The sequence below is a fragment of the Shewanella sp. 10N.286.52.E4 genome (genome assembly GCF_041468785.1).
In the GTDB taxonomy this organism is placed as follows: domain Bacteria; phylum Pseudomonadota; class Gammaproteobacteria; order Enterobacterales; family Shewanellaceae; genus Shewanella; species Shewanella electrodiphila.
Genome location: NZ_JBFRJJ010000021.1, coordinates 98,533 through 116,571, shown reverse-complemented (window position 1 = coordinate 116,571; position 18,039 = coordinate 98,533). Strand labels below are relative to the sequence as shown.

The window sequence follows — 18,039 nt, the reverse complement described above, 5'->3', positions numbered from 1 at the left end:
GAAACAAAATGGCTGAATTAAAAGAAGTTTTGGTTCCTGATATCGGTGGTGATGAAGTTCAGGTTATTGAAGTCTGTGTTGCAGTTGGTGATGACATCGCTGCAGAAGATTCAATTCTTACGGTTGAAAGCGATAAAGCGACAATGGATATTCCAGCACCATTTGCTGGTACCGTTGCAGAGCTAAAAGTAGCTGTAGGGGACACGATTTCAGAAGGTAAACTGATTGCAATGCTTAATGCTGCATCAGAATCGGCACCTGCGGAAGCTGCAGCGCCGGCTCCTGTTGCGACTCTAGCACCTGCGCCAGAAGCGGCAGCTCCTGTAGCACCTGTGAGTGCAACGCCCGCAGCTGGTGGTACAGAAATCATTGAAGTCTCAGTGCCTGATATTGGTGATGCTGAGAACGTCGATATTATCGAAGTACTCGTTAGCGTTGGTGAAACCATTGAAGCTGATACTGGCTTAATTACCCTTGAAACAGACAAAGCTACAATGGAAGTGCCTTCGCCTTCTGCTGGTGTTGTCAAAGAGCTTAAAGTCGTTGTTGGCGACAAAGTCTCTCAAGGTTCATTAGTACTGATGTTAGAAGTAGGCGCGACCGCTGCTGCACCAGTAGCAACACCTGCTACAAGTGCACCAGCTCCTGCGGCTCCTGCAACTAGTACTGTTGAAGTGAAAGAAGTGGCAGTGCCAGATATTGGTGATGCTGCTGATGTCGACGTGATTGAAGTTTTAGTTGCCGTTGGTGATGTACTTGAAGTCGATACGGGATTAATTACCCTTGAGACAGATAAAGCAACCATGGAAGTACCAGCGCCATTTGCAGGTAAGCTTGTTAGTTTAACGGTAAATGTAGGCGATAAAGTGTCTCAAGGTAGCATCATTGCTACCGTTGAAACCATATCGACTGCTGCAACGGGTGCTAGCGCACCCGCTCCAGCAGCTAGTGCACCAGCACCCGTTGCAGCGGCTCCTGCGCCAGTAAAAGCTGCGCCAGTGCCACATCATCCAAGTGCGGGCAGTCAGCCTAAAACAGGTGCCGTGCACGCGTCTCCAGCTGTTCGCCGCTTAGCGCGTGAATTTGGTGCTGACCTGACTTTAGTTAAAGGTACAGGTCGTAAAGGACGTATTCTTAAAGAAGACGTTCAAGCATTCATTAAGTATGAACTTAGTCGTCCTAAAGCGTCTGCTGCTACAGCTGTTGCTGGTGGCGCAGGTGGCTTAAATGTGATTGCTGCACCTAAAGTTGATTTTAGTAAGTTTGGTGAAGTGGAAGAAATTCCATTAAGCCGTATCCAGAAGATTTCTGGGCCTAACTTACATCGTAACTGGGTCACTATTCCACATGTGACCCAATTTGATGAAGCCGATATCACTGAGTTAGAAGCATTCCGTAAAGAGCAGAATACACTTGCTGCGAAAAAGAAAGCAGATTACAAGATAACTCCGCTGGTCTTTATGATGAAAGCAGTAGCAAAAGCATTGGCTGAATTCCCAGTGTTTAACTCAAGTTTAAGTGCAGATGGTGAGTCATTAATCCAGAAGAAATACTTCCACATTGGTGTTGCAGTTGATACACCAAATGGCTTGATGGTTCCTGTTGTGCGTGACGTTGATAAGAAAGGAATTGTTGAGCTTTCACGTGAGCTAATGGACATTTCTGTCCGCGCTCGTGATGGCAAGCTTAAGTCTGCAGATATGCAGGGTAGCTGTTTTACTATCTCAAGTTTAGGTGGCATTGGTGGCACTGCGTTTACCCCAATCGTTAACTATCCTGATGTGGCTATCTTAGGTGTGTCTAAGTCGGAAATGAAGCCTAAATGGAATGGCAGTGACTTTGAGCCTAAGCTCATGTTGCCTCTGTCATTGTCATATGACCATCGTGTAATTGATGGTGCAATGGCAGCGCGTTTCAGCGTGACATTATCTAGCATTCTTAGCGACATCCGTACGTTAATTTTGTAAAGAAAAAGGCTGCTCACTGTGAGCAGCCTTTTTTATCTCGTCACAGGATTGTGATCAGTATCAAACAAAGGGTAAAATGCGGCCACCTTACAAGATTTGCCCACATTTTGCAGTTTGGACGGTTTTTCCGCCAACAAGAGAAAAATAGAGGAAAACATGAGTAACGAAATCAAAACTCAGGTAGTAGTACTTGGTTCAGGCCCTGCAGGCTATTCAGCAGCATTCCGAGCTGCAGATTTAGGTTTAGAAACGGTTATTGTTGAACGTTTTAGCACGTTAGGCGGTGTTTGCTTGAATGTGGGTTGTATCCCTTCAAAAGCACTTTTACACGTAGCTAAAGTGATCGAAGAAGCGAAAGAAGTTGCGCATCACGGTGTTGTATTCGGTGAGCCAACTATTGATTTAGAAAAACTTCGCGGCTTTAAAGAAAAAGTAGTAGGTCAGTTAACTGGCGGATTAGGCGGAATGTCTAAAATGCGTAAAGTTGATGTGGTTAATGGCTACGGTAAATTCACTTCGCCAAACACTATTGAAGTACAAGGTGAAGACGGCGTTAAAGTGATCCACTTTGAACAAGCGATTATCGCTGCTGGTTCACGCCCAATTGAGCTACCGTTTATTCCACATGAAGACCCACGTATTTGGGATTCGACTGACGCACTAGAGCTTAAAGAAGTGCCTGGTAAGTTGTTAGTTATGGGTGGCGGTATTATTGGCCTAGAAATGGGCACAGTTTACTCATCAATCGGTAGTGAAATTGACGTGGTTGAAATGTTTGACCAAGTTATTCCAGCTGCAGACAAAGATATCGTTCGTATCTTCACTAAGAAGATCAAGAAGAAATTCAACTTGATGCTTGAAACCAAAGTGACAGCGGTTGAAGCAAAAGAAGACGGTATTTACGTCACAATGGAAGGCAAGAAAGCACCAGCTGAACCTATCCGTTACGACGCTGTTTTAGTGGCTATTGGTCGTACACCAAACGGCAAATCTATCGATGCTGAAAAAGCTGGCGTTAATGTTGATGAGCGTGGCTTTATCAATGTTGATAAGCAGTTACGTACTAACGTACCTAACATCTTCGCTATCGGTGATATCGTTGGTCAACCAATGCTTGCTCACAAAGGTGTGCATGAAGGTCATGTTGCCGCTGAAGTTATTTCAGGTCTTAAGCACTTCTTCGACCCTAAAGTTATCCCATCAATTGCTTATACTGACCCAGAAGTAGCGTGGGTAGGCCTAACTGAAAAAGAAGCAAAAGAGCAGGGCGTTTCATACGAAACCGCTAGTTTCCCTTGGGCTGCAAGTGGCCGCGCAATTGCTTCAGATGCAAGTGACGGTATGACTAAGTTAATTTTCGACAAAGAAACTCATCGTGTTATCGGTGGTGCTGTTGTTGGTGTTAATGGTGGTGAATTATTAGGTGAAATTGGCCTAGCAATTGAAATGGGTTGTGATGCTGAAGATTTAGCACTAACGATTCATGCTCATCCAACATTACATGAGTCTGTTGGACTTGCTGCGGAAGTTTACGAAGGTTCAATTACTGATTTGCCAAATCCAAAGGCAAAGAAGAAAAAGTAAGCGGTAACAACTGTAGCATTTTGTAATAAAGCACCTTTCGGGGTGCTTTTTTTTGGTCTAAGTTTACATGTAAGTGATATATTAAAAGAATGTATCAATAGTGATATTTTATCTGTTCAGTTACCGTCAGGCATGAAGCCTATTTTTTCTTGCAAGGAAACGCCCAAACAAAACGATTCGTCATAAGAGTACTCACATAAAAATGATAAAACGCGTGAACCAGTTTTTTACTATCGTGTTTCTGGCTATTGTTTTTTGCACGCAAGCCGCTGCGGTAAACCTTGTACAGCGACTTTTTGATGCCAAAGATGGACTCGTTGATTACACCATTAATGATATTACGTTTGATGATTACGGTTATGTGTGGCTAGCGACTCAGCAAGGTCTTTATAGAGTCAGCAGTTCAACTGTACGTCGAATAGACCAGCCAGGTAGTGCAGATGCGTTAAATTACGAAAATATCAAATCATTAATCAAAGTGGGCAAGACTCATCTGTTACTCAAAAGTGATTTATCACTCACCCTTTATGATATTTCAACAAATCAATTTTATAATCTGCTAATAGACCCTGTTGATAACTTTGATAACGACCCTATTACCAGTCACACCACACTCGCTAATGATAATGTGATGCTATTAACAGAGTCGGGACGTGTGATGACGCTTGATTGCAGCACATTGCAGTTAGATTACGGCCTTGTATTGGATGATACTTTATCCTGGAATAGCATCAATCATTTACAAGATAATCAAATTATATACTCCAGTACCAATAGGATTGAGCTTAGGAATGCCCTGGGCGAGTTACAATCTAGCATTGATTGGAATGTACCAAATACATCGATTCGTGGTTTATTTATCGACAAAAAACAAAATATTTGGGCATATTCAAACAAAGGCCTTTTTAGCGTTGATTTTACTAACAAAAACATTAGCAAAGTCAGTATTGCCCCATTTAATATCTATCAATTAGTTGAAGATAAGCTCGGTCATTTATGGATGTCGACCACTTCAGGTCTCCTTTCTTGGCAGCCTGATAGTCAAGTGATTAAATCTTATAAAGATGAATTAAAACGTGATTCTGACATTGACTATGTTGATGATATTGCTATCGATGAGCATGGTTTAATTTGGATAGGTGGATCGGGAGAAGGATTAGCTTTATTGGCCCTTAAACCTGATTTTCTATTAGATTATTTCAACAAGGCATCTCCATATAAACTGGTCAATGAAATGATTTGGAGCATCTATGCCGAGGGTGACAAGTTGTGGTTAGGTGGAGATGGAGGACTTAATATTGTTGATAAGCAAGCAGTATCGACGAGCTTATTTTTACCTGATGAGTTTGAAAGCAGTGACTCAGTGTACAGCTCTTCTTCGTTAGATGATAAACACCTTGTATTAGCAACAACCAATGGCCTTTTTGTATATGACAAACAGTCTAATCAAGAAATCGACTTTTCAGAGTTTGCACCTGATAGTAATAACTTAAGGGGAAAGGAACTATTTATTTCATACAATGACCCACAGTTTAATGGTCGTACCTGGTGGGGAACACATAACGAAATTCATTATTGGCAACCTGGTTTTTTGGATATAAGGCAGGAGCCATTATTTACAGATGACGAGAGGCATTCAAAAACCAAGGTTTCAAGTATATACCGTGATCTAAGCAATAAGCTTTGGGTCGGCGGTAACAAGTACCTAGGCTATCTTGATGAGCAGAACAAGCTAGTGTCTTTGTCTGATATCATTGTCAGTCAATATCCCAATGTCGGCATCAATAATATTCTTCAAGTCGATGATAACCATTTATGGTTAGGCACTTATCAAGAAGGTGTATTGTTATTCAATTTGCAAACCCATGAAATCACTTCATTTAACGATGTATGGAATGTGGAATGTGATACGATTTATTTTTTCGAGAAAACCGCACGTTATAATCTTATTGGTTGTGAAAACAGCTTAATTCGTCAAGATATAAAAAGTGAAGCAATAGAAGTATTTTCTGTTCACGATGGTTTTACTGCATCAGAATTTAATGAAGCAGCCGCGTTTTATGATCCCAAGGCAGGCCTGTATATCGGCAGCCCTGACGGGGCTATGCTAGTCGATGTAGAGAAGTTAGAACATCGCAGCCGTAGTCAACAAATCTCTCTAGAATCAATTTCAGTTTATTACGAAGCAGAAACCGAACTATATCTGCTCGCTGATTCATTTCAAACTGTTCGCCCAGATGCCAAGTTGATTAGTTTCCAAATGACCACGTTTGATTATATTGATACGGCACCAATTAGTATTAAATATCGTTTACGATTAGATGGTTCGAACAAGAAATCGAATTACATTCTGTTGGAAGGCCAAACTCAAATTAATATTGCTGATTTAAGAGCTGGGGCTTATACCCTGGAATTACTTCATAAACAGCAAGGGGTTTGGTCAAGTGAGCCGTTCCAATTTCAATTTACAGTTGATGAATATTGGTGGGCATCACAATGGTTTAAAATGCTGGTGTTGTTCACTATATTATTTATCGCATTTACATCGGTATGGTTACGTCAAAAGCAAGTTCGAAGAGTCATTGGTATTAATAGCGCGTTAAGAGAAAGCGAAGATAAGCTACGCCAGTCTTTAAGAGGCAGTGATTCGGATTTATGGGAGTGGGATAATAAATCAAACCGTATTCATTTTGAGAATCAATCAGGTATTTTAGGTGAAAGACGACAGTTTTCTTATTTAATTCCTGACTTACCCATTATCGATGAAGATAAAGACACAGTGAACCAACAATGGATTGGTTTACTTAAAGGTGAACACAATTCAGTGGATGTCGAGTTTCGCTACTATCGAGGTGAGGAGAAGATCGGTTGGCTGCGTATTCGTGGGCGAATGGTGTCACGCGATGCTGAATCTGGGCAATTAACTAAGGTTGCTGGGATATATACCGAAATTTCGGAGCAGCGAGAACTGCAAAACGAAATAGACCTGTTCGCCAAAGCGTTTGAGAACACGTCAGAAGGTATGTTGATTCTTGATCATGACAAAAAAATAAAAGTGCTCAATAGTGCGGCAAATACGTTATTAACTAGTAGTCATAATCAGTTAATCGGGGCATTTTTTGAGTCATTGATACCCTCACAAAACGAATCTGAAATTATTGATAACTTACTGAAAAGTGAGCGTTCATGGAATGGTGAGCTGACTTTTATTGGCGAGTCTAAGCAGTATTTCCCTGTGTGGGCCAATATTTCTGTCATGCTAGATAAGCAAGGTAATACCCAGCATTATGTGGTGGTTTTCTCTGATATCACTGTCCGCAAACAAAACGAGTTAAACCTTCGTCATTTAGCCAACAACGATATGCTGACTGGTTTAGCAAACCGTTCTATGTTCAATAGCCGATTGAGTGCTATCACACAGCAAGCTCAGCGAACAAATGAAAAACTAGCATTATTGTTTTTAGATTTAGATCGCTTTAAGCATGTGAATGACTCATACGGACATAGTATGGGTGATGCTTTGCTGGTGGAAGCCGCGAAACGATTGCAGCGCAGTGTGGGTGACAATCATTTTGTGTGTCGTTTTGGCGGTGATGAATTTGTGATTTTATTGAGAGATGCCGATGATGTTGATCAAATAAACTTGATCGCTGAAAAGATCCTTCAAGAAATTGGCGCCCCCTTTAAATTATTTGGTCGAGAGTTCTTTGTTTCGACCAGTATTGGGATCAGCATGTGGCCTGAAGACACACTCGATCCTGAAACCCTGATTAAAAATGCTGATTTGGCCATGTATCACGCTAAAGATGAGGGACGAGGCAATTTCCAATATTATTCAGCAGAGCGAAACGCCGAAGCGCAATATCATTTAAGAATTGAATCAGAATTACGTAAGGCATTGGAAAATAATGATCTAGCGCTTTTCTACCAACCACAAATAGATATTCTTCAAGGAGATAAATTTATTGGGATGGAAGCGCTCATTCGTTGGCAACACCCTGAAGACGGTTTTATTCGCCCAGATGTCTTTATCAAAGTGGCTGAATCATGTGGATTGATCATTGATATTGATCTTTGGGTGCTAAGACAGGCTTGTACAGACGGCGCACGTTGGTATGCATTGTATGACCAACCTTTTCAATTATCGGTCAATGTATCCGCCGTTCAGTTCAGACAAATTGATTTTATTGACAGTTTGAAAGCGATATTAGAAGACACGGGGATGCCACCTCACTGCTTGGCGATAGAAATCACTGAAGGCGTGCTGATGAAAGAATTACAGGTGGCTGTCTCACATTTAACCAAGCTAAAACAGCTAGGCATTGAAGTGGCAATTGATGATTTTGGTACAGGTTATTCATCTTTGGCTTATTTACGAAATTTTGAAGTGAACACACTTAAGATTGATCGTTCTTTCTTGATCGATATTGCGACAAACGAAGCTGACCAAGCCATTGTAAGCAGTATTATTGAGCTTGCGAGAAATTTAAAGTTACATGTAGTCGCAGAAGGTATTGAGTCATATGAGCAAATGGAGCAAGTATTTAGCCGAGGCTGTTACATCATTCAAGGTTATTACTTTGCTAAGCCCATGCCGCAAGAACAGCTAGATGCCTTTATTGGTATAACAGAAACAAGCTCAACTGGGATAGACGTAATTGATACTGAATAACATTGAAATTCAAACTCGAAAACGACTTAATGAAAATACTAACTGTTAATTTAGTGTTTAAAAGGTTTTATTAATGTTGGGGTTTCTTTGTTAGAATGGCGCCGATAATAACTTAAAGAAAGGGATCCTTTATATGGGGCGCAAAATCACACTGCTAATGTTACTGAGTATAGTACTGAGTATGGTCATAAGTATGGCTTATGCTCAAGAACGACCTTCAGTCGGATTAGTATTAAGTGGTGGTGGAGCAAAAGGGTCTGCTCATATTGGCGTGCTTAAAGTACTAGAGAAAAATCGCATTCCGGTGGATTATGTCACGGGTACCAGTATTGGCTCCTATGTCGGTGGTATGTATGCACTGGGTTATACCGCCACTGAAATTGAAGACATCATGCTTAACTCTCCATGGGCAGAAGGTTATTCAGATACCATTCCCCGTGAAGACCTTTCATTTCGAGACAAACAACACCGCGATAAATTCAATATCCCCATTAACGTAGGTTATAAAGATGGCGGCCTTGCTGCGCCCAGTGGCTTGTTACGAGGCCAGACTATGTCGCAGTTATTGCGTGACTCAACCGATTTGGTTGAACAGTTTGGCGACTTCGACGACTTAGCTATTCCGTTTCGCGCCGTGGCCACAGACTTAACGACCAGCCATGCTGTGATATTAGCAAAAGGCAGTATTGTCAAAGCCATGCAAGCTTCAGCGACCGTTCCTGGAGCACTTCAACCTGCTGAGATAGATGGTAAATTATTGGTTGATGGTGGTATATCCAACAATATGCCTATCGATGTGATTAAAGCGATGGGCGCCGATGTTGTGATAGCGATTGATATTGGCTCACCACTAGCCTCTAAAGAAGAACTGGATAGCACGATAGCGGTACTTGAACAGCTATCGACTATTCTGACCATGGCCACGACTCAACATCAGAAGACATTACTGGTTGAAGGTGATGTGCTTATTCGTCCTGCCATTGATGATATGAGCACCACTGATTTTGAAATTATGCCTCAGGCATTAGAAGCGGGTCGAATAGCTGGTGAAGCAGCACTGCCAATGCTGGCTCATTTAGGTGTCAGTGAGAAAGAGTATCAGCAATATCAAGCTGATAAAAAACAAATTAAAAACCGACTAGTGAATCAAGTTAACCGTCCTGCTACGCAAATTGTATTCGTCAATGATTCCAAGGTTAGCGAGCGATTGTTACGTGAGGAGTTGAACCTTAAAGAAGGTGAGGTTATCACCAAAGAAGCATTAGAGGCTGGAGTAAAGCGGCTATATTCATTGAATAAGTTCGAGCGTGTTGATGCTGAATTTGAAGACACTGAAGAAGGACGCATACTAACCATCAATACACATGCTAAATCCTGGGGACCGAATTATTTTGATGTTGGCTTTAATTGGGAAGATGACTTTACGTTAGACTCAGCGATAACCTTAAGCTTAGCCTACACCATGGGTGAACTGACTAATAATGGTGGAGAATGGCGCAATGAAGTGCAGTTAGGGTACGAGAAACGTATTAGTACTGAATTTTATCAGCCGTTCAGTAAAGACCAAGATTACTACGGCCGTGTTCATTATGAATATGAAATCAAAGATTGGGATTTCTACGATGGCAATGAACGAGAGTATGAACTAAAAAACGCCTTACATCAGTTTGCGGTTGGCGTAGGTTACAATTATTCCCATGCAGGCTTAATTGAATTAGGTGCCGTGGGAGAAGCCGGTACTTTATCAAACCGTGCAGTGACGCAAATCGATTTGGATTACAAGTCGAAAGGGGGTTACTTCATGGCAACCTTCGATACGCTAAATAGCATTAGTTTCCCAACCGAAGGACAGCGTCTCACATTTAAAGCATCAGTTCGTGATGAGGAATATAAAGGTGCCATAATCGAAGATTCCGGTGAGTTATCATGGCACTACGAAGCAGATTGGAAAGGTGCGTTAAAACTAGGTAATCACGCTATTGTGGGCAAAATAGAGCTTGCAACCGTTGATGTAGACAGAGAGTTTACATTACATGTCTCTGAGCTTGGTGGCTTCTTAAACTTATCGGGATATCACAAAGGCGCATTAGCTGGGGCACATAAAGCATTTGGTGCATTAATTTATCAATATGACTTAGGCCGTGATGTATTACTGTCAGATGTACCTTTATACCTTGGTACCAGTTTCGAAGGCGGTAATGTCTGGGTTAATAGAGATAATGTAGATTTAGATGATCTGATTTATGCTGGCAGTTTATATCTTGGTACAGACACTAGCTGGGGGCCTGCAGCTTTGGGCGTGGGCTTTACTGACACGGGTGAACAAGCATTCTATCTATTCATCGGTAAAAACTTCTAACCGTTAAATAGCATCATAAAAAAAGCTGCCATAGGGCAGCTTTTTTTATGATGTAAATACCAGTATCACCCGAGTACCTCAGTTAATAAGCCGAGATGCTCGAGTTGATGGTGACCAATTTGCCAGCGAGATTGCTGGGCAAGTTCAGCTGCTGGTATAGCCACCGTTTGCATTGAAGCGGCTCTTGCGGCGATTAAGCCATTGAATGAGTCTTCTATCGCCAAACAATTCGCCGGAGAAATACCCAGTGCATTCGCGCAGTTAAGATATACCTCAGGATGCGGCTTACCGTATTGCAGGTTTTCAGCAGACTCTATCGCCATGAAGTAATTTTTAATGCCTAATTTTTTCATGACAGCTTCAATTAAATCGGATGACGAAGATGTCGCCAGCCCAATCTTAAGCTGCTTTTGCTGGCATAACTTTAAGGCTTCAACGACACCTCGCATCGGTTCGCCTTCAGTTTCGATAAAGGCGACGACCTTATCAATAATCTGCTGAGCGACGTGCTGATTGTCATAGTTAGGCCAAGGATGTCTTTGATACCAGTAATTAACGACAGCATCGATTCTCAAGCCCGTTGTTACCTCTGCATCTACCAAATTAATTGGCACACCAAATTGATTCATTACTGCGACTTCAGCTTGTTGCCATGCAGGTTCAGTGTCGATAATTATGCCATCCATATCAAAAATAACGGCCTCTATTGGAGTGGAACTCATAACGAACCCTTTTGTTAATTGAATAAACATTCAATAAGCTTGAATAAGTACTCTTTAGAGTGTGATAACTCTATATCTGTACAAAGACTATGCAGAATAGCAAAAAAAATAGCAAAAAATCATCTATGTTATTCAATTGCTTTGTAGGATTAATTTAAATCCTGTGAGACTATTAAGGTGATGAATTAAATCATTTTTTTTGTTGTTTAAAACTATTGTCTAATTTTATTTGTTTAAAGTGGCTGTTAAATTGTGCTGCGAGCTAAAAATTAGCATCGATTTCGTCTCCATTAGAGTGTGATCTAATTCATACTTTTGCAAACCTGTAGTATACTACGGGTCGGATTTCAAGCCCGAACCTGTGGAATGGTCATTTTTTATGTTTTTCATAGACAATGACGTTCAGTTTCGCTGTTAGGCGCCAAACAAAGAGGAATGTTGCCGTGCTAGAAGCATATCGTAAACACGTCGCAGAACGTGCTGCAGAGGGTGTTGTCCCTAAGCCATTAGATGCACAACAAGTGGCTGAATTAGTGAAGTTAGTTGAGACTCCGCCTGCTGGTGAAGAGGCCGTAATTCTTGACTTATTAGAGAATCGTATTCCCCCTGGTGTTGATGAAGCTGCGTATGTTAAAGCGGCATTCTTAGATGCAGTTGCAAAAGGCACTGTATCGTCACCAATTCTATCTACTGAGCGTGCTACTGAACTACTTGGTACTATGCAAGGTGGTTACAACATTGAGCCGCTTATCGATCAATTAGATAATGATGCACTTGCGCCAATCGCAGTGACTGCATTATCAAATACCCTATTAATGTTTGATGCTTACCACGACGTGGTAGAAAAAATGCAAGCAGGCAACGCATTTGCTAAGCAAATCGTTACTTCTTGGGCTGAAGCTGAATGGTTCTTAAACCGTCCAAAACTTGCAGACAAAGTATCACTTACCGTATTTAAAGTATCAGGCGAGACAAACACTGATGACTTGTCTCCTGCTCCTGATGCTTGGTCACGTCCAGACATCCCGTTACATGCTTTAGCGATGCTAAAGAATGCGCGTGAAGGCATCGTACCTGATGCTGCTGGCACAGTGGGTCCAATCAAAGAAATTGAAGCACTTAAAACCAAAGGCAACCCACTCGTTTACGTGGGTGATGTTGTTGGTACGGGTTCTTCACGTAAATCAGCGACTAACTCAGTATTATGGTTCATGGGTGATGATATCCCTTATGTACCAAACAAACGTGCTGGTGGTTTCTGTTTAGGTGGCAAAATCGCACCCATCTTCTTTAACACTATGGAAGATGCTGGCGCATTACCAATCGAGCTAGACGTAAGCAAAATGGAAATGGGCGATGTTATCGACATTTATCCATATGAAGGCGTTGTTAAGCGTGGTGGCACTGATGAAGTCATCTCTACGTTTGAGCTGAAAACCGACGTACTACTTGATGAAGTTCGTGCTGGTGGCCGTATTCCACTGATCATTGGCCGTGGCTTAACAGACCGTGCTCGTGAAACTTTAGGTCTTGATGTTTCTGAAGTATTTGTTCGCCCACAAGATGTTGCTGCTTCTAGCAAAGGTTATACCCTTGCACAAAAGATGGTCGGTAAAGCATGTGGCGTAACAGGCGTTCGTCCAGGTCAGTATTGTGAGCCTAAGATGACCTCTGTTGGTTCTCAAGATACCACAGGTCCTATGACGCGTGATGAACTTAAAGATTTAGCATGTTTAGGCTTCAGCGCCGATTTAACTATGCAGTCTTTCTGTCACACCGCTGCATATCCAAAACCAATTGATGTGAACACGCATCAAACATTGCCTGATTTCATCATGAATCGTGGCGGTGTTGCACTTCGTCCAGGTGACGGGGTTATTCACTCTTGGTTAAACCGTATGCTACTGCCTGATACTGTAGGTACTGGTGGTGATTCACATACGCGTTTCCCAATTGGTATTTCTTTCCCTGCGGGTTCTGGCTTAGTGGCTTTCGCTGCTGCAACAGGTGTAATGCCTCTTGATATGCCTGAATCAATTTTGGTTCGCTTTAAAGGTGAGATGCAACCAGGTATCACATTACGTGACCTTGTACATGCTATCCCGCATAAAGCAATTGAAATGGGTTTATTAACGGTTGAGAAAAAAGGCAAAATTAATGCTTTCTCTGGCCGAGTATTAGAAATTGAAGGTCTAGAGCACCTTAAAGTTGAGCAAGCATTCGAATTGTCTGATGCTTCTGCTGAACGTAGTGCTGCTGGTTGTACTATTAAGCTAGACAAAGATCCTATCATTGAATACTTAAACTCTAACATCGTGATGTTGAAGTGGATGATCTCTGAAGGTTACGGCGATCGTCGTACGATTGAGCGTCGTATCAAAGGTATGGAAGAGTTCATCGCGAACCCTGAGCTAATGAGCGCTGATAGTGATGCAGAATATGCAGAAGTTATCGAAATCGATTTAGCTGACATCAAAGAGCCTATCCTTTGTGCACCAAACGATCCAGATGATGCAGTATTATTATCATCTGTTGTTGATACCAAAATTGACGAAGTCTTCGTTGGTTCTTGTATGACTAACATCGGTCATTTCCGTGCTACAGGTAAGATGCTTGATAAATTTGCAACAACGCTACCAACTCGCTTGTGGATTGCTCCACCAACGAAGATGGATAAAGACCAATTAACTGAAGAAGGTTATTACGCCATCTTTGGTCGTGTTGGTGCGCGTATCGAGATCCCAGGTTGTTCATTATGTATGGGTAACCAAGCACGTGTTGCTGAGAACTCAACAGTTGTGTCAACTTCAACACGTAACTTCCCGAACCGTTTAGGTACTGGTGCTAACGTATACTTAGCTTCTGCTGAGTTAGCTGCCGTAGCTGCACTATTGGGTCGTTTACCTTCTCCAGCAGAGTATCAAGAATACGCGAAAGAGTTAGATGCAACAGCAGCTGACACTTACCGTTACTTGAACTTTAATGAGATTGAGTCTTACACCAAGAAAGCTGACAGCGTGATTTTCCAAGCTGCAGTTTAATCTTTAATAAGATGACTTACGTTTAAAAGCGTAAACTGAAAAATGCCAGCGATTAAGCTGGCATTTTTGTGTCTGGGGTTTGGGTTTTGTAGGGTGATAGCTTGCTGCTGGGTAAAATGTCCAAACTGCGTTTGGGAAAAGTCGTGGGTTATCCACCCACACCCGACCAAGAGGGGAAACAACAGCAATCCCCCTCTTGGATCACCCATGCCGCTCCGGCGAAGTGTTAATCTTCATGCTAATTTAAGCGAATTGACTGCCGCCTCATAAACGCCATCCATGGCTTGTCTGAGGCTATGTCGGCATCCTGCCTCCATCACGTCAATTCGCTTAACGCATTCAGACACTTCCAACGGAGGATATCGAGGCTGCATGTGTTAACTAGGTTCTAAGACATTTTGGGACAATAATTACTTACAAAGCTCACTGTATTTAGCAATCCGTGAATTACATTAGCATGGCAAACTTATTGTCTTTTAAAGTGAAGTGATAGTGGCAAGGTTTATACGTGGATAGCAAATCGGTGCGCAACGGGATTTACTTTAAATCAAACGGTTTGCACTAAGTTACCTCAGGTCTTGCACATTGACTTAGCTATTGATTTTCTCTGTTAAGAAGATGGGTTATCGTTCTTTTTGTGTCTTCCATCTTTCAGTCTTGAGATAGTGCAGAAACAATTAGAGAGTGAAATGAAGGTCAGGCTTACCTCTCACATTATGCGAGATATGCAAAAATCAGACAAACGGATGTTATGTATTCATGCTGTAAATGACTTTTGAGGCAGAAATGAGTTGTTTACTCAATTGAGCTCGCAGGTTATATGGTCTCCGTGGGAAGTGTCCGAGTCTGTTAAGTTAATTTGCGTGAGCTCGGCATGGATGCCGAGATAGCCTCGGTTAAGCCATGGATGGCGCATCTGAGGCGTTAGCTAATTAACTTATAAAGATGAGGGTATAACACTTCTTCGGAGCGGGTAGGAGATCCAAGAGGGAGTAGCCGTTATTCCCTCTTGGCCAGTGCAGGATGGAATCCTGCGATTTTAATCCAAACTGAATTTGGAAATCACAACTTAAGAATACTTAATATTCATATCAATTAATGGCTCACGAGAACCTTTCTCTGCACGTAAACGGGCTAAATAACGTTCCCAGATCTCTACTTGATGGGTGCCAAATTCATGCAATAATTTCCATGAGAATAAGCCTGTGTCATGGCCGTCATCAAAAATGATTTTTACCGCATAGTTGCCTACTGGTTCAATACCCTTGATGTTTACGGCTTTTTTGTGGGTGACTAAAATCGGATTACCATGGCGCTGCACTTCTGCAGACGGAGAGTTAACTCTTAGCATTTCACAAGTGATGTTAAAGACATCACCGTTATCAAAAGTAACCTCAAGTAACTTTGATTTACGCTTTAATTTAAGATTAGTAACAACTGGGCTTTTGTCTTGCTGGCTCATGAAATAGCTCTCTTTTAAGATGCTGTCAGCAACAGTTAAGTTAGCTTGCTGGCAATGATAGACAATAAAAAAGGTGATAGGCCATTGTGGCACTAATCACCTTTATTTTGCTAATCCTGTCGATGCTAAATTAGTTTTAGATCACAGAACGTTTTAGCTTACTGAAAAAGTAAATTCAAGCAGCGCTTAAAGAATAAAGCGGCTTAAGTCTTCATCTTCAACCAAGGTATCTAGATGATCTGTTACATAAGCTTCGTCAATCACAAAGGTGCTACCGGACTTCTCTGATGCATCGTATGAGATTTCTTCCATCAGCTTTTCCATTACGGTATGAAGACGACGTGCACCGATGTTTTCAGTGGTTTCGTTAACCTGCCAAGCGGCATGGGCAATTTTTTCAATACCTGATTCAGCAAACTCAACTTTAACGCCTTCAGTACCCATTAGTGCAACGTATTGCTCGGTTAACGAAGCGTGTGGCTCAGTTAAGATACGTTTAAAGTCATCAGCTGTTAATGCGCTAAGCTCAACACGAATAGGTAAACGACCTTGAAGCTCTGGGATCAAGTCAGATGGTTTTGACATCTGGAAAGCACCAGAAGCAATAAACAAGATATGATCAGTTTTCACCATGCCGTGTTTAGTGGTAACGGTACAGCCTTCAATTAATGGCAGTAAGTCACGTTGCACACCTTCACGTGATACATCAGGACCTGAACTTTCGCCGCGCTTACAAATTTTGTCGATTTCATCTAAGAATACAATACCGTTTTGTTCAACCAAATCGATAGCTTGTTCTTTCATGTCTTCTTGGTTGACTAGTTTGGCGGCTTCTTCTTCGATAAGTAGCTTAAAGGCTTCTTGAATTTTCACCTTCTTGCGGTTTTCTTTAGTCTGGCCCATATTTTGGAACATACTTTGAAGCTGGTTAGTCATTTCTTCCATGCCAGGAGGAGACATAATTTCAACGCCAACTTGCGGTGCTGCTAAATCAATATCAATCTCTTTATCGTCTAGCTGGCCTTCACGTAATTTTTTACGGAAAATTTGACGAGTATTTGAGTCATCTTTTTGTTCAGTATTCCAGTCATCTTTTGGCTTTGGTAGCAAGACATCTAGGATACGTTCTTCAGCAAGTTCTTCTGCGCGGTGACGGCCTTTTTTCATTTGCTGTTCGCGTGTCATCTTGATGGCTGAATCCGTTAAGTCACGGATGATTTGTTCAACTTCTTTACCGACATAACCCACTTCAGTAAATTTAGTGGCTTCAACTTTAATGAAAGGCGCGTTAGCAAGTTTTGCTAAACGACGTGCAATTTCAGTTTTACCGACACCAGTTGGGCCAATCATTAAGATGTTTTTTGGCGTCACTTCTTGACGAAATGATGCTTCAAGTTGCATGCGTCTCCAGCGGTTACGCAAAGCAACAGCAACTGAACGTTTTGCATTTTGTTGACCAATGATGTGCGAGTCTAATTCGTGGACAATCTCGCGAGGGGTCATTTCAGACATAAATAATTCCTTACGTTCAATTTAGTAGTCGATTTGCTCAACCGTTTTGTGTTGGTTGGTATATACGCAAATATCACCAGCAATGGTGAGTGACTTTTCAGCAATTTCTCGCGCTGACAAGTCAGTGTTTTGTAGTAATGCTAAAGCAGATGCATGGGCGAAATTACCACCTGAACCAATAGCAATTAAGTCATGCTCAGGTTGCACTACATCACCGTTACCAGTAATGATTAATGATTCTTTAGTATCTGCAACAATTAGCATGGCTTCTAGGTTGCGAAGCATTTTGTCGGTACGCCAATCTTTAGCCAGTTCGACTGCTGATTTTAATAAGTGGCCTTGATGCATTTCGAGCTTGGTTTCAAAGCGCTCAAAAAGAGTAAATGCATCAGCTGTCCCGCCAGCAAAGCCAGCGATTACTTTATTTTGGTATAAGCGACGCACTTTACGCGCATTGCCTTTCATGACGGTATTGCCGAGGGAAACTTGGCCATCACCAGCGATGACAACTTGATTATTGCGGCGAACAGAAACGATAGTAGTCACGGTAAATCCTCTTAACGACGGCAGCAGTAAAATTGAGTCTGCTGCTGGTTGATAAAACAGATATGGGGATGGTTAGAATAAATTCAAGGCGATTAAAGGGATTGATTCAGTTATATTGTCTTTTGATTACATAATTATAATCTGCAAAATAGCTTGATGGTTTTCAGGTAACTA

The 18,039-nt window shown here is 41.8% G+C and carries 9 protein-coding genes; 5 read left to right on the top strand and 4 right to left on the bottom strand.

What is annotated here, in order from left to right:
• Positions 1 to 8 precede the first annotated feature (8 nt).
• The 4 genes from aceF (at position 9) to AB4153_RS11610 (ending at position 10,582) form a co-directional block, all read left to right on the top strand.
• Positions 9 to 1,967, top strand: a complete 1,959-nt coding sequence (gene aceF, locus AB4153_RS11625) for a dihydrolipoyllysine-residue acetyltransferase (RefSeq protein ID WP_371997515.1) — start codon at positions 9 to 11, stop codon at positions 1,965 to 1,967.
• Positions 1,968 to 2,123: 156 nt separating this feature from the next.
• The gene (gene lpdA / locus AB4153_RS11620) at positions 2,124 to 3,551 is read left to right on the top strand and encodes a dihydrolipoyl dehydrogenase (protein ID WP_371997513.1); all 1,428 of its coding nucleotides are present in this window, start codon (positions 2,124 to 2,126) and stop codon (positions 3,549 to 3,551) included.
• A gap of 214 nt (positions 3,552 to 3,765) precedes the next feature.
• Positions 3,766 to 8,223: an EAL domain-containing protein gene (locus AB4153_RS11615; RefSeq protein ID WP_371997512.1), complete on the top strand. Its 4,458-nt coding sequence runs from the start codon at positions 3,766 to 3,768 to the stop codon at positions 8,221 to 8,223.
• Between the two features lie 133 nt (positions 8,224 to 8,356).
• Entirely contained in the window at positions 8,357 to 10,582 is a 2,226-nt protein-coding gene (locus AB4153_RS11610) for a patatin-like phospholipase family protein (protein WP_371997510.1), read from the top strand.
• A 65-nt stretch (positions 10,583 to 10,647) separates the two neighbouring features.
• On the opposite strand, the gene hxpB is transcribed toward AB4153_RS11610, so the two are convergent.
• Complete coding sequence (gene hxpB, locus AB4153_RS11605) at positions 10,648 to 11,304, bottom strand: hexitol phosphatase HxpB (protein WP_371997508.1); 657 nt, start codon at positions 11,302 to 11,304, stop codon at positions 10,648 to 10,650.
• Between the two features lie 443 nt (positions 11,305 to 11,747).
• On the opposite strand from hxpB, the gene acnB reads away from it, so the two are divergent.
• Positions 11,748 to 14,345 carry a bifunctional aconitate hydratase 2/2-methylisocitrate dehydratase gene (acnB, locus tag AB4153_RS11600; RefSeq protein ID WP_371997507.1) on the top strand — a complete coding sequence of 866 codons (2,598 nt, stop codon included), beginning with the start codon at positions 11,748 to 11,750 and terminating at the stop codon, positions 14,343 to 14,345.
• 1,069 nt (positions 14,346 to 15,414) lie between these two features.
• Here acnB and AB4153_RS11595 read toward each other — a convergent pair.
• The 3 genes from AB4153_RS11595 to hslV all read right to left on the bottom strand — a co-directional run bounded on the left by AB4153_RS11595 (position 15,415) and on the right by hslV (position 17,865).
• Complete coding sequence (locus AB4153_RS11595) at positions 15,415 to 15,807, bottom strand: gamma-butyrobetaine hydroxylase-like domain-containing protein (RefSeq protein WP_102527495.1); 393 nt, start codon at positions 15,805 to 15,807, stop codon at positions 15,415 to 15,417.
• A gap of 186 nt (positions 15,808 to 15,993) precedes the next feature.
• A complete protein-coding gene (hslU, locus tag AB4153_RS11590) occupies positions 15,994 to 17,319 on the bottom strand; it encodes an ATP-dependent protease ATPase subunit HslU (protein ID WP_371997506.1) in 1,326 nt (441 codons plus the stop codon).
• Positions 17,320 to 17,340: 21 nt separating this feature from the next.
• The gene (gene hslV / locus AB4153_RS11585) at positions 17,341 to 17,865 is read right to left on the bottom strand and encodes an ATP-dependent protease subunit HslV (RefSeq protein WP_102527422.1); all 525 of its coding nucleotides are present in this window, start codon (positions 17,863 to 17,865) and stop codon (positions 17,341 to 17,343) included.
• Between the last annotated feature and the right edge of the window lie 174 nt (positions 17,866 to 18,039).